The sequence below is a fragment of the Edaphosphingomonas laterariae genome, from assembly GCF_900188165.1.
Classification (GTDB): Bacteria; Pseudomonadota; Alphaproteobacteria; order Sphingomonadales; family Sphingomonadaceae; genus Sphingomonas_E; species Sphingomonas_E laterariae.
The window spans coordinates 75,925-88,904 of record NZ_FZOS01000011.1; the positions used below are offsets into that span (position 1 = coordinate 75,925).

9 protein-coding genes are annotated in these 12,980 nt (G+C 65.6%); 6 read left to right on the forward strand and 3 right to left on the reverse strand.

What is annotated here, in order from left to right; translation table 11 throughout:
• Nucleotides 1-41: 41 nt before the first annotated feature.
• Together CHB74_RS11675 and cobT are read left to right on the forward strand one after the other, a co-directional pair.
• On the forward strand, nucleotides 42-455 hold the full coding sequence (locus CHB74_RS11675) for an OsmC family protein (RefSeq protein ID WP_089219819.1): 414 nt from the start codon (nucleotides 42-44) through the stop codon (nucleotides 453-455).
• Nucleotides 452-2,290 carry a cobaltochelatase subunit CobT gene (cobT, locus tag CHB74_RS11680; RefSeq protein WP_089219820.1) on the forward strand — a complete coding sequence of 613 codons (1,839 nt, stop codon included), beginning with the start codon at nucleotides 452-454 and terminating at the stop codon, nucleotides 2,288-2,290. Before CHB74_RS11675 ends, cobT begins: the two co-directional genes overlap by 4 nt.
• Nucleotides 2,291-2,299: 9 nt before the next feature.
• Here the strand turns inward: cobT and CHB74_RS11685 are convergent, their stop codons facing one another.
• Nucleotides 2,300-4,024 carry a GGDEF domain-containing protein gene (locus tag CHB74_RS11685; RefSeq protein WP_245842854.1) on the reverse strand — a complete coding sequence of 575 codons (1,725 nt, stop codon included), beginning with the start codon at nucleotides 4,022-4,024 and terminating at the stop codon, nucleotides 2,300-2,302.
• A 242-nt stretch (nucleotides 4,025-4,266) separates the two neighbouring features.
• On the opposite strand from CHB74_RS11685, the gene CHB74_RS11690 reads away from it, so the two are divergent.
• Entirely contained in the window at nucleotides 4,267-6,582 is a 2,316-nt protein-coding gene (locus CHB74_RS11690; protein WP_089219821.1) for an EAL domain-containing protein, read from the forward strand.
• 504 nt (nucleotides 6,583-7,086) lie between these two features.
• Nucleotides 7,087-7,749 carry a 5,6-dimethylbenzimidazole synthase gene (gene bluB / locus CHB74_RS11695; RefSeq protein WP_089219822.1) on the forward strand — a complete coding sequence of 221 codons (663 nt, stop codon included), beginning with the start codon at nucleotides 7,087-7,089 and terminating at the stop codon, nucleotides 7,747-7,749.
• Between the two features lie 22 nt (nucleotides 7,750-7,771).
• Here bluB and CHB74_RS11700 read toward each other — a convergent pair whose 3' ends face one another.
• Nucleotides 7,772-8,239: a Ros/MucR family transcriptional regulator gene (locus tag CHB74_RS11700; protein WP_089219823.1), complete on the reverse strand. Its 468-nt coding sequence runs from the start codon at nucleotides 8,237-8,239 to the stop codon at nucleotides 7,772-7,774.
• Nucleotides 8,240-8,474: 235 nt separating this feature from the next.
• Here CHB74_RS11700 and CHB74_RS11705 point away from each other — a divergent pair, with 235 nt between their 5' ends.
• Nucleotides 8,475-9,935: a CYTH and CHAD domain-containing protein gene (locus tag CHB74_RS11705; protein WP_179220817.1), complete on the forward strand. Its 1,461-nt coding sequence runs from the start codon at nucleotides 8,475-8,477 to the stop codon at nucleotides 9,933-9,935.
• Between the two features lie 42 nt (nucleotides 9,936-9,977).
• Here the strand turns inward: CHB74_RS11705 and CHB74_RS11710 are convergent, their stop codons facing one another.
• Nucleotides 9,978-10,631 (reverse strand): TetR/AcrR family transcriptional regulator, encoded by a 654-nt coding sequence (locus tag CHB74_RS11710; protein WP_179220818.1) that lies wholly within the window; start codon nucleotides 10,629-10,631, stop codon nucleotides 9,978-9,980.
• Nucleotides 10,632-10,686: 55 nt separating this feature from the next.
• Here CHB74_RS11710 and CHB74_RS11715 point away from each other — a divergent pair, with 55 nt between their 5' ends.
• A complete protein-coding gene (locus tag CHB74_RS11715) occupies nucleotides 10,687-12,966 on the forward strand; it encodes a sulfatase-like hydrolase/transferase (RefSeq protein WP_089219825.1) in 2,280 nt (759 codons plus the stop codon).
• The last annotated feature ends 14 nt before the right edge of the window (nucleotides 12,967-12,980 follow it).

Consider the following 12,980-nt stretch of genomic DNA (forward strand, 5'->3'; position numbering starts at 1 on the left):
GCGCGGCGGGTCGGTTCCGTTCATTAGGGCAGGGAGCAGCCATGATCGTCGTCGAACGCATCGCGCCGGACGGCACCGCGCACCGCATCTCCATCGGCCTGCACGAGATCGTCGCCGATCTGACTCCGCCGGAGGGCGAGGGGCCGGATCCGCATGACCTCTATGATGCGGCGATCGGCGCGTGCAAGGCGCTGACGATGCTGTGGTACGCGCAGCGCAACGATATTCCGGTGGAAGATATCCGCGTGGGCGTGAGCCGCGATGCCAGCGAGGAACGGCAGGGCGTCTATCGCCTCAAGACGCGCATCGCGCTTGGCGGTCCGCTGACCGACGAACAGCATGACAAGCTGGTCGGCGTCGCCGGCCGCTGCCCGGTGCACAAGCTGATGACCGAGGTGCGCACCGAAATCGAGACGATCGCGGTCGCCCGCGATCGCGGGAATCCCGAATTATGAGCCAGCAGACACCGCTTGAGGCGTTCCGCCAGGTGCTCGGCGGAACGGCGCGCGCGATCGCGCATGAACCCGAGGTCGAGGTCGGCTATTCGGCCGATGCGCCGCAATCGCTGGGCAAGGCGATCAAGGTGCCGATGCCCGCGCGCTCGCTGCCGGCCGATCAGGTTGCCGAGGCGCGTGGATTTGCCGACGGAGCGGCGTTGCGCCTGCGTCACCACAATGCCGCGCTCCACCAGCGCAACGCGCCCGCCGAAGCCGTGGCGCGCGCCGCTTTCGACGCGATCGAACAGGCGCGCGTCGAGGCGCTGGGCGCGCGCGCGATGCAGGGCGTGCGGGCGAATCTGGCGAGCGCGCTCGACGTGCGGCTGAAATCCGATCCGCTCACCCGTGCCCGCTCGCGCGACGAGGTGCCTTTGTCCTCCGCGCTCGGCCTCATGGTCCGCGAACGACTGACCGGCGATGCCCCGCCCGAAGCGGCACGCCATGGATTGTCGCTGGTGCGCGACTGGATCGAGGAAAAGGCCGGACACGATCTCGATGCGCTGGGCCTGACGCTCGACGATCAGGCCGCTTTCGCCAGGCTTGCCACCCGCCTGCTCGAGGATCTGGAACTCGTCGAAGGCGAGATGCAGCCCGATGACGAGCAGGAAAGCGGTGAGGAAGGCGAGGGCGACGACCAGGATCAGGGCGACGATGGCGAGGACCAGCAGGACGATGGGTCCGGCCAGACCGACGCGCCGATGGAATCGCGTGCCGAAGCCAGCGCCGATGCCGACGATGACGGTGAAAGCGTCGACATGGACGAGGAATCGCTGTCCGAGATGGAAAGCGACATGGGCGACGAGGGCGAACAGGGCACGATGCCCGTCCGCCCCAATCGTCCGCCCGCCGATCCCGGCCCGCAATTCGATTACAAGGCTTATGCGGAGGAATTCGACGAGGTCGTCACCGCCGAGGAGCTGTGCGACGAGGAGGAACTGGTCCGCCTGCGCGCCTATCTCGATCAGCAGCTCGTCCACCTTCAGGGCGCGGTCACCAAATTGGCGAACCGGCTGCAGCGGCGGTTGATGGCGCAGCAGAATCGCAGCTGGGATTTCGATCAGGAAGAAGGCCTGCTCGATGCCGCGCGACTGGCCCGCGTCGTCATCAACCCGGCCCATTCGCTATCCTACAAGATCGAGCGCGAGACCGATTTCCGCGATACGGTGGTGACGCTGCTGATCGACAATTCGGGGTCGATGCGCGGCCGGCCGATCTCGATCGCGGCGATTTCGGCCGACATCATGGCCCGCACGCTCGAACGCTGCGGGGTGAAGACCGAGATTCTGGGCTTCACCACGCGCGCCTGGAAAGGCGGGCAATCGCGCGAAAAATGGCTGGCCAACGGCCGGCCGCCATCGCCGGGGCGGCTCAACGATCTGCGCCACATCGTCTACAAGCGCGCCGACGAGCCCTATCGCCATGCCCGCAAATCGCTGGGCCTGATGATGCGCGAGGGGTTGCTGAAGGAAAATATCGACGGTGAGGCGCTGCTCTGGGCGCACAACCGGATGATCGGCCGGGTCGAGGAACGCAAGATCCTGATGGTGATCTCCGATGGCGCGCCGGTCGATGATTCCACCCTGTCGGTGAACAGCGGCTCCTATCTTGAAAAGCATCTGCGCCAGGTGATCGCGTGGATCGAGAATCGCTCGCCGGTGGAACTGGTCGCGATCGGCATCGGCCATGATGTGACGCGCTATTATGCGCGCGCGGTGACAATCATGGATGCCGAGCAGCTCGGCGGCACGATGGTGGAGCAGCTGGCCGGCCTGTTCGATCTGCCGCAGCGCTGATCGCGGCCGTCAGGCGCGCCGGCTGGCCATGGCGGTGATGGTTTTGGCGGCGTCGACATTGCCGCTGACGACGCGATCGCGGCCCGTGCGCTTCGCTTCGTAGAGCGCCTCGTCGGCAATCTTGTAGAGCCGGTGGAAATTGTCGCCGCCACGGCTGTCGGCGGTGCCGATGCTCACCGTCACGCCGGCCCCTTCGGGCAGGATATCGCGATAACTGTGGCCTGAAATGCCGGTCCGCACGCAATCGGCGAACTCGGCCAGCGATCGGCTGCCCAGCCCGCGCATCGCCAGGATGAATTCCTCGCCGCCCAGCCGCCCGGCGGTGCAGATATCGCCTTCCCACTGGCGCAGGCGTTCGGCGATGCGTTTCAATACGGCATCGCCGACATCGTGGCCGAAGCGATCGTTGATCGACTTGAAATGGTCGACGTCGATCAGCAGCAGCCCGAACGCGCTTCCCTCCGCCGCCGCTTCGGCCAGGGCGTCGTTGGCGGCGGCGATGAAGCCGCGACGGTTGAGCAGTCCGGTGAGCGAATCGCGTCGCGCCAGTTCATCCAGTTCCCGCTGCGCGGCGCGCGCATTGTCGCGCTCGGCCCGCAACCGGGCGAGCCGGCGGGTGATCGCGACCGAGAGCCACGCGGTTTGCAGGGCGGATGCGATCAGCACGGCGACCTGCGATCCGCCGCCAAAGAGCTGATCGTCGATATCGACCAATTGGGTCAGCGCCAATGTCGCCATCGGCGGCGCCCAGGCGAGTGCGAAGTCGCGCGCCTCGCTGCTCCCCTGCCGCCACGCCCAGATGATGCAGGCCGCAACCGCAACCAGATCGGCAAGAATCAACAGGCCCAGCAGGGGGGCGATCATGTCGATCGCCGCGCTGCGGATCATCGCGGTGGGGATGCCGATCAGGGCGATGCTGCCGCCGAGCGCGAGCACGCCGATCCGCACGCCGCGCGGCAGCAGGCCGCGTTCCAGCGAAGTGATGGCGCTCGCCGTGGCGCAGCCGATCGCCAGCGTCGAAAGAAAGGTGCAGATTTGCGAAGCGAGCGCGCCGGCCACCTGCGGGACGGCCAACAGCGCCAGTTGCGACCATAACAGCCCCCAGATCAGCACCGATGCCGCCCAGGCGCCATGCCAGGCGATGAACTGGCGGCGCACGGCATGGGCCAGCGCCAGATTGTAAAGCGCGCCGAGCAGCAACAATGTCAGCGCGCCCCCCACGATGGCCGCGATGATCGAGCTTTGCGTCGCGGCGGTCGGGGTGGTCATCAGCCGCATCCGCAGCAGCGAATGGCTGGCAAGGCGATCGAAGCCGATCGTCATTGCGGTCAGCGGCGAATCGCGCGCGGGCGCTTCGAAGGCGATCTGCCCGCCGATCCGCCAGTGCGATCCGAATGCGCCCTGGCGCACCTCGGCAATGCGCCTTGTGCCGTCCGCATAATCGAACGCCACGACCATCCGGCTGAAGCGCGTCTGGTGGGTCAGCAAGGCCAGCCCATCGGTGATCGGCTGGGCCTTGCTGAGGTCCGCCCGCAGCCACAGGCTTCCGCTCTGATAGCCGGCGGGTTCGCCATGACAGCGGAACTGATCGGCCGGGGGCGGCGTCGCCCGGCCGCCCGGCGTGACAATGTGGCACAGCGGCTGATTGATGTGCAGCACGGTCGGCGCGGCCTTCGCCGCTGCGGCGAAACCGCACAGCACCAGCACCATCGCGATGATCGTCCGCAGACGCACCAGCCCAACTACTCCACATGGCCGCGCGCAGTGCACGCACATCATCGCATAGCTATTAGCTATCGGGGATGATCAAAGCCTTACCGCACGATTTTGGCGGATCAAAGTCCGCCGATGTGAGTTAACGGCGCTATAAGGGGGAGGAAAGCCGGATTTGGAAGTGCGCTGCCGGGATTCCGGTCGTTTCCGTTTCGCTAACGATTTTTGTTCAAACTTGTTCCGAACGGGCAAAGAAACAGGGCATGGGGTCGACACCATCCTCTCCACACACGTCTCCTAGAGGACGAAATCTGCGCATACTTTGCGCCGCGCTGCTCGTTGGCCTGCTGGTCGGCGCGGCATCGCTCTTCGGTCCGCTTGAGTTTGCGATGAAGACGATCCGCAACAAGCTGCATGGCGAACCCGCCAGCGGGCAGATTGTTGTGGTCGCGATCGATGATCCCAGTCTCGCGGAGTTCGGCTCCTGGCCATGGCCGCGTGCACGGCTGGGCGATATCGCGCTCCGCCTCCACGACGCGAACGCCCGCAATATCCATCTCGATTTCGATCTGTCGGCGCCCGGCGCGGCCGCGGATGATGCGCGGCTGGAAGCGGCTTTGGTGAAGACGCGGGGCCATGTGACGCTTCCCGCCCGCCTTTCGGTCGACATGGTTTCGGGCGGCAGCGTCGATAATCGGCCGATTGCGCGATTCGCCGGGAGCGCCAGAATCGTCAACACGAACCTCTGGGTGCACCGCGACAGCAAGATCTGGACGCACCCTTATTCGCTCGATGTCGGCGGTCGGCCGATGCCTTCGCTCGCCAGCGTGCTCAGCGACGTATCGGGGCAGGCCGGCGCCCGGTTCCCGATCGACTATTCGATCGATGTCCGCACGGTGCCCGTGATCAGTGCCCGCGACGTCCTGTCCGGTCGTTGGAACGCGGCGGCGGTGCGCGGCAAGGATATCGTGGTCGCGCAGACATCCAGCAACGCCGAGCATTATTATGCGCCGGGCTACGCGTTGGTTCCCGGTGCGTTCTTCCAGGTTCTGGCCGCAGAAACGCTGCGCTCCGGCCGGCCGATTGCGCTCGGCTGGCTGCCGCCGATGCTGCTCGCGGCTGCCTTCGCCGCTGCCTTCCTGATGGTCCGGCAGCGGACCGTGGCGCGTGGCATTCTGGCGATCGCCTGCGGTCTGTTCCTGGTGGGGCCGGTGTTCCTCGACAGCCTGCATATCTTCCTGGAAGTCATGCCGGCCCTCACCGTGCTGGGCATCGTCGCTGGCGTCCGCGCCTACAGCAATGCCCGCCAGGCCTATCAGGCGCGCGGCAATACAAACCCGGTTTCGGGCTTGCCCAACCTCAATGCACTGCGCCAGCAGGGCGAATCGATGAAGGGCACGATCATCGCGGCGCGGATTCAGAATTTCGCCGAGATCACGACCGCGCTGCCGCAGGAATATGAGAAGGAACTGGTCGAGCAGATCGCCAGCCGGTTCAGCTTCGGCGCGATCGGATCGCCTATCTATCAGGCGGACGAGGGGATTTTCATCTGGATCGCGCCCGTACAGCGCGAAGAAGCCCTGATCGAACAGCTCAACGGCCTGCACGCGCTGTTCCGCAGTCCGGTGGTGGTGTCGGCGCAACTCGTGGACCTCAGCGTCACTTTCGGCGTCGACAATGATGGGTCGCGCCCATTGATGCAGCGGGTCGCCAGCGCGCTGGTCGCGGCCGACGATGCCGCAAAGGAAGGGCAGCGCTGGGCGACGTTCGATCCGGCGACGCTTGAGGATGCGGAGTGGAAATTGTCGCTGCTCGGCCGGCTCGATCAGGCCATTGAGCGCGGCGAGATCTGGGTCGCCTATCAGCCCAAGATCGACCTCGCCAGCAATCGCGTGATCGGCGCCGAGGCGCTTGCGCGCTGGAAGCACCCCGAGAAGGGCGAGATCTTCCCCAGTCAGTTCATCGTTGCTGCCGAACGGAGCGGCCGCATCGAGAATCTGACCGCTTATATCCTGGACAATGCGGTGGCCACGGCCGCGCGGATCAATCGCGCCGGCCGGCCGTTCAGCATTGCCGTCAACCTGTCGGTGCGCTTGCTCGACAATCCCGGGCTGATCGGCATGGTCGAACGCGCGCTCGCCCGTCATGGCCTTGCGCCGCATCTGCTGACGCTGGAGGTGACGGAAACCACCGCGATGGCGAGCGAGAACGAATCCTTCGCGAATCTCGAACGGTTGAGCGCGCTCGGCATCGAACTGTCGATCGACGATTATGGCACCGGTCTTTCCACGCTCGAATATCTCAAGAAGATTCCGGCGAACGAGATCAAGATCGATCGTAGTTTCATCGGCATGCTCGACAAGTCGCAGGGCGACCGGATCATGGTCCACTCGACCATCCAGCTCGCCCATTCTCTGGGCCGCAAGGTTGTCGCCGAAGGCGTCGAGAATGGCGCCACTTTGGCCGAGCTACGCCGCATGCAATGCGACTTCGTGCAAGGATATCACACCGGCCGGCCGATGTCGGTCGCGGCACTCCTCGCGCAACTACTGCCCGATGCAGTCCACTCGGCGGCGTGACGTAAACATCTGCTTGTTAACCATTAACATTAATGGTAAATGCTCCCTCACGGGCACTTGAGCGCGCCCGTGCAATGAGAGGGGCATCAATATGACGGGTCATGTTCGCGGTACTTCGCATCAGCCGGTTCGCTGGGATATTTGGGATTGGCTCCTTGGCGGTGGCCAGTGGCGCTAATTTCGATCTAGCGATCGAGAAGGATGAAGCCCCGCTTTTGCGGGGCTTTTTTCTTGGCTGCGACCCCGCCTGGCGGCGCGTGGCCGCGGGTTTGTAACGCGCAACAAACAAAATATCTGATCTTGGCTGGCGCAGTTCAGTTCGGCCTGCCGCGTTCCAGTTTCACGAATCGCTTCGCAATTTGGCCTCGCAAGGGAGGCGCGATATTCTCGCGCGCATGATTCCCATCCGTTGTTCACGCGTTTCACCCCGCCGCGAATCGCCTTGCCTGTGCTGTTGCCTACGCCGTCGGCATGGAACGCTGACATGATCGCGGGGTGCCGCTGATGGCGGACCGTGACGTGGCAGCCGGTGCGCCGGAATTCGACGATCAGTTCCAGCAGGAACTGGCCGACCTCCTCGCCTGGCGGCGCGACGTTCGGCATTTCCGTAGTGATCCGCTGCCCGATGCGGCGTTGGACGATCTGCTGCGCCTCGCCGCGCTGGCGCCATCGGTCGGCAATGCCCAGCCATGGCGTTTCGTTCGCCTGCGTACGCCGGAGCTACGGAGCGTCCTGGCCAAGCATGTCGATGACGAGGTGGAGCAGGCGGGCGCGCGCTACGGGGACGATGGACGCCGGGCGCTCTATCGCTCGCTCAAGCTCCATGGGCTGCGCGAGGCGCCCGAGATCCTGGCCGTCTTTTCGGACGAATCACCCGATGCCGGGCACGGCCTGGGTATCCAGACGATGCCCGAGGCGCTGCGTTATTCGACGGTGATGGCGATCCACACATTGTGGCTTGCCGCCCGTGCCCGCGGCATCGGCATCGGCTGGGTGTCGATCGTCGACCCGGCGGCGATGACGGAATTGCTGGCCGTGCCGCCCGACTGGCACTTCATCGCCTTGCTATGCGTCGGCTATCCCGAGGCGCCGTCCGCAATCCCCGAACTGGAACGTCGCGGCTGGCAGGCCCGCCACGCGTGGGTGGCAGGCCTGATCGAACGCTGATCAATAGGACGCTGAACGCGTTTTACTGCGCGGCCTTGCTTCCGCGTGTGCGCGGGGCCGGCTTCGCGGCGGGCCGTTCGCCCTTCTTCCGGCCCAGCCCGAGTTCCTTGGCAACCGCCCGGCGGCGTTCGCTATAGGCCGGGGCCACCATCGGATAGGTGGCCGGCAGGCCAAAGGCCTCGCGATAGCTTTCCGGCGTATAGCCGTGACGCGTGATGTGGCGCTTCAGGCTCTTATACGGCTTGCCGTCGATCAGGCTGACAATATGCTCGGGATTGGACAGCGACTTGCGGACGCCGACCATGGCGACGGGCTTGTCGGCCTGCGCGGCTTCGGCGGCGCCGGTTCCGCCAGCGGCCTTCACCAGCGCATCGTGCACCGATCGGATCAGCACCGGCACATCGCCGGCGGCGACATTGTTGTTCGAAAGATGCGCTGAAACGATATCTGCGGTGAGTTCGATGAGCGCTGCGTTCCGATCGTCGGCCATGCCATTCTCCGCTACCGATGCTGCAGGGATTCGACTTTGCTGGTCGATATCTGCTTACTATCTAGCGAATAATTGGGTGTAATACTATGGCTTTCCATCTGGCATAGTTAATCTGCGGCATCACCGCCGTAACATTGCACGGCAGCGACTGGACAGATGCGTTCACGGCTTGACGTTGCGATGATAATTGGCTGCCATTATCGATGGCATGCATGTTTCCGAATGCGGAGGCGGGGTGGCGAAACAGGATGAGATCGAGCTGAAGCTGGACGTGACGGCCGCTGCGGCCGAAGCGATCCGGTGTTCGCCCTTGCTGGCGGCCGTGCCAGCGCGCGTCGATCGGCTGGCGGCGATCTATTTCGATACGCCTGAACAGGCGCTTCGCGGCGCGGGACTGTCCTTTCGCATCCGTCGGGAAGACGGCCGCCATGTCCAGACGCTCAAGGTGACGGGCGGCGCGGCGGCGGGGCTGTTCGCCCGGCAGGAATGGCGGCGCGAGGTGGCCGGAACCGAACCGGTGATCGATGATAAGGTGCCGCTGCACGCGGTGCTCGGCAGTGCCGATCGGGAGCGGATCGCGGCGGTCTTCGAGATCGAGGTCGAGCGGCGGACCAGCATCGTCGGCCATGCCGGTGCGGTGATCGAAGTCGCGATCGACCATGGCCGCGCGGTCACGCCCGATGGCGTGGAGAGCTTTGCCGAAATCGAGCTGGAACTGTGCCAGGGCGAGCCGGCGGCCTTGTTCGATCTCGCCCGGCGGATGAACGAGATTGCCGCCGTCCGCTGCGGCATTCTCAGCAAGGCCGAGCGCGCCTATCGGTTGACGGAGCGCGCCGCCGGTGATCCTGCTCGCGCCGAGCTTCCCGGGCTGGCGGTGGATGCAAGCGCGGCGGAAGGCTTTGCGGCGATAGCGTCGGCGTGCCTGCGTCAGTTCCGGCTCAACGAAAGCCTGCTGATGGAACGCCCCCATGCCGGCGCGCTCCATCAGGCGCGGGTCGCGCTCCGGCGCCTGCGATCCACGATCGTCATGTTTCGCGACATGCTGGGCGATGGGCAGGGCGATTTCCTGAAAAATGAACTGCGCTGGCTGGCCGGCGAACTGGGCACCGCCCGTGCGCTCGACGTGCTGATCGAGGATGGCGACCATGTTGCGCTTCGGCCGGGGCTCGTCGATGCGCGTGACGCGGCTTATGCGACAGCGCTGGCCGCGCTCGAATCGCCGCGTGCGCGCGGGTTGATGATCGATCTGGCCGAATGGATCGCGATCGGCGACTGGCGTCGCGCGCCGGCCGATCCCGCATCGGTGACGGCGCCGCTTGTCGAGGTGGCGGCCGATGCGCTCGATCGCCTGCGGCGACGGATCAAGCGTGCGGGCAAGCTCAACCATCTCGATGACGATGCGCGCCATCGGGTGCGGATCGCCGCCAAGAAACTGCGTTATGCCAGCGAATATTTCGGACCGCTCTTCACGGCAAAGAAGGCGGCGAAACGATATGAAAGCTTCGTTGCCGCGCTGGAGGAGATGCAGGACAGCCTTGGACGGTTGAACGACATGGCGTCGGCGGCCGGCCTTCTGGTCCGGCTTGGCATTGTCGATCGCGCCGATCCCGTCGATGGCAAGCGCCGGGCCGAGCTTGTCCGCGCCGCTTCCCGCGCGCAGCAGCATTTGCTGGAGACGAAACCCTTCTGGCGCTGAGGGCATCGCGCGCCGGCGTTGCGGTTATATATGTGGCGCTCGTCAGCGGGACGGTGCCGTCAGCGCCGCCACCATCATCGCGATAACATCATCCAGGCGCTCGGCCGGGTCCGCCTGTTGCTTGTCCGGCCCCGGCAGCAGCGCACGCAGCGGCAGGTGCATCAGCAGCATCAGCCGTTCGCCCAGAAGCCGCGGGGCATGCTGGGGAAGCGCGGCGCACAGGGCTTCGAACAGCGCCAGCGAAGCAGCGTCGCCACTGGCCTCGCTCAAGGGATGGACGATATCGGGCCAGGGTTGGAACTGCGTGGCGAACTGCAGCAGGAAGCGGGCAAAGGCGCACTGGCCTTCGGCGTCGACCTGATGGGCCAGCGGCCGGACGAACGCGCCGATGATGGCGTGGACGTCCGTGGGGTCCATGCTGGCGAGCAGCGCGTGGCGTTCCACCTCGATCGCGGCGATGCGCGTGTCGAGGATCGCCTGGATCAGCCCTTCGCGGCTGCCGAAATGATATTGCACGGCATATTTGTTCGCCTGGCCGGCCGCGCGGGCAATCTCCTCCAGCGATACACCGTCGATGCCGCGCTGGCCGATCATCGCCTCGCCTGCCGCGATCAGCCGATCGCGCGTCGCGCCACGGCGCGATGCCTTGATGGCCGGCCCTTTCGCCGCCGATTTGTCCCGATCGCCACCGGTCACGCTTGACTCCATATTTAAGTGATAACACTTATAAACGGGAAAAGGGAGAGAGTGGATGCGTAACGGGGCATGGCGCGGCGCCGCTTTGATCGGTTTGATGGTGGGCATGGCAGGTGCGGAGCCCGTGGTCGCGGCGCCCGCGTCCGCTCCGGCGGCGGACCCATGGCAGCGGCCGGCGGAAGCGCCGCGCGGCGCGCCCAATATCATCCTGATCCTGCTCGACGATGTCGGCTTCGGCGCGCCCGGCGCCTTTGGCGGGCCCGTCGCCACCCCGGTCTTCGATCGCCTGTCGGGCGAAGGGCTGCGTTTCAACCAGTTCCACACCACCTCCGTCTGCTCGCCGACGCGCGCGGCGCTGCTCACCGGGCGCAACCAGCATCGCGTCAATTTCGCCATCGCTTCGGGCAGCGAGGTCGCCCAGCCCGGCTATAACGGCATCTGGCCGAAATCGACCGCCTCGATGGCCGATGTCCTGCGCCGCAACGGCTATAGCACGGCGGCGTTCGGCAAATGGCATAACACGCCCAATTGGGAAGCCAGCCCGGTCGGCCCGTTCGATCGCTGGCCGACGGGGCTTGGCTTCGAATATTTCTATGGCTTCATGGCGGGGGAGGCCGATCAGTGGGCGCCGATCCTCTACCGCAACACGGCGATCGCGCCGACGCCGGACAAGCCCGGCTATCATTTCACCACCGACATTGCCGATGATGCGACGGGCTGGATCCACACGCATCAGTCGCTGGCGCCGGACAAGCCCTATTTCCTCTATTTCGCGCCGGGGGCGACGCATGCGCCGCACCAGGTGCCGCGCGAATGGATCGATAAATATCGCGGCCGGTTCGATCAGGGGTGGGACAAGCTGCGCGAGGAGATCTTTGCCCGCCAGAAGAAGCTGGGCGTGGTGCCGGCCGATGCGAAGCTCACCCCGCGTCCGGCGGAACTGCCGTCGTGGGACAGCCGCACGCCCGACCAGAAGCGCCTCGCCGCCCGCCAGATGGAGGTCTATGCCGCCTTCCTAGCGCATACCGACCATGAAATCGGCCGCGTCGTCGATGCGGCGCGCAAGGCGCCCGGCGGCGACAATGTGATGGTGATCTATATCATGGGCGACAATGGCGCCTCGGCCGAAGGCGGCATGGACGGTTCGGACCATAATCTTGCCGACATCTTCTACGGTTTCGGCGCGGCCGATGTGGCGACGCAGCTCGCGCGGGCCGATCAGCTTGGCAGCGATGCGCTCGACAATCATTTTGCCGCGCCATGGGCCTGGGCAACCAACGCGCCTTTCCAGTGGATGAAGCAGGTCGCGTCGCATTTCGGCGGTACGCGTAATCCGATGGTCATATCCTGGCCGGCGCGGATCACGGATCGGGGGGCGCTGCGGCCGCAATTCGCCCATGTCGTCGATATCGCGCCGACCATTTATGATGCGGTGGGCATTGCGCCCCCTGCGGCGGTGGATGGGGTTGCGCAGAAAAGCATCGACGGCGTGAGTTTCGCGACCACCCTGGGCGGCAAGGCCGTCACGCCGGCGCACCGCACCCAATATTTCGAGATGTTCGGCAATCGTGCCATCTATCGCGATGGCTGGATCGCGAGCGCGCGGCACAGTTTCCCCTGGCAGCGTACCGGCCGCGCGCTTTCGGTCGAGGACGACAAGTGGGAACTCTATGATCTCACGCGGGACTTTTCGCAGGCAGTGGATCTGGCCGCCAAATATCCGGCGCGGGTGGAGGAGCTGAAGGCCCTGTTCCTCAGCGAGGCGCAGCGCAATGATGTGCTGCCGATGGTCACCAATATCGGTTTCGATACCAGCAAGCCTTCGCTGGAGGCCGGGCGGACCAGTTTCACCTTCCACCGCGATGGCGCGCCGATCCCTTCGCTCACCGGAGCGCCGCTGCTCTTCGGCCCGCATCGCATCACCGCGCGGATCACCGTGCCGGCGGGCGGCGCGGATGGCACGATCGTCGCCAATGGTGCGCGCGAAGGCGGGTTCGCCTTGTTCGTCGAAGGCGGCCGGCTGGTCTACCAGAACAATGTCGGCGGCCGCCATTGGGATGAAATCCGCAGCAATGCACCGCTTGCTCCGGGCGCGCACGATATCGCGTTCGAACTGACGGGGCAGGGCGCCGCCGCGCGCGGTCGTCTGTCGGTGGATGGCGCGGTCGTCGGCGAAACGCCGATCGCGCGGGTGGCGCTGCCTTCCTATCTCGGCGCGCTCTGCGTCGGGCGCACCTGCGGCACGCCGGCGGCGCGCGGTTACAAGGCGCCGTTCGTCTATGGTGGCGATATTGAAGAGGTGCGCATCACGCGCGATCCGCCAGCGCGGCGCTAGAGCCGTTTCCGATC

What these genes read in the sequence shown, in the direction of transcription:
- CHB74_RS11675 (WP_089219819.1), top strand. Translation starts at nt 42, where the DNA reads ATGATCGTCGTCGAACGCATCGCGCCGGACGGCACCGCGCACCGCATC.
- cobT (WP_089219820.1), top strand. Translation starts at nt 452, where the DNA reads ATGAGCCAGCAGACACCGCTTGAGGCGTTCCGCCAGGTGCTCGGCGGA.
- CHB74_RS11690 (WP_089219821.1), top strand. Translation starts at nt 4,267, where the DNA reads ATGGGGTCGACACCATCCTCTCCACACACGTCTCCTAGAGGACGAAAT.
- bluB (WP_089219822.1), top strand. Translation starts at nt 7,087, where the DNA reads ATGGCGGACCGTGACGTGGCAGCCGGTGCGCCGGAATTCGACGATCAG.
- CHB74_RS11700 (WP_089219823.1), bottom strand. Translation starts at nt 8,239, where the DNA reads ATGGCCGACGATCGGAACGCAGCGCTCATCGAACTCACCGCAGATATC.
- CHB74_RS11715 (WP_089219825.1), top strand. Translation starts at nt 10,687, where the DNA reads ATGCGTAACGGGGCATGGCGCGGCGCCGCTTTGATCGGTTTGATGGTG.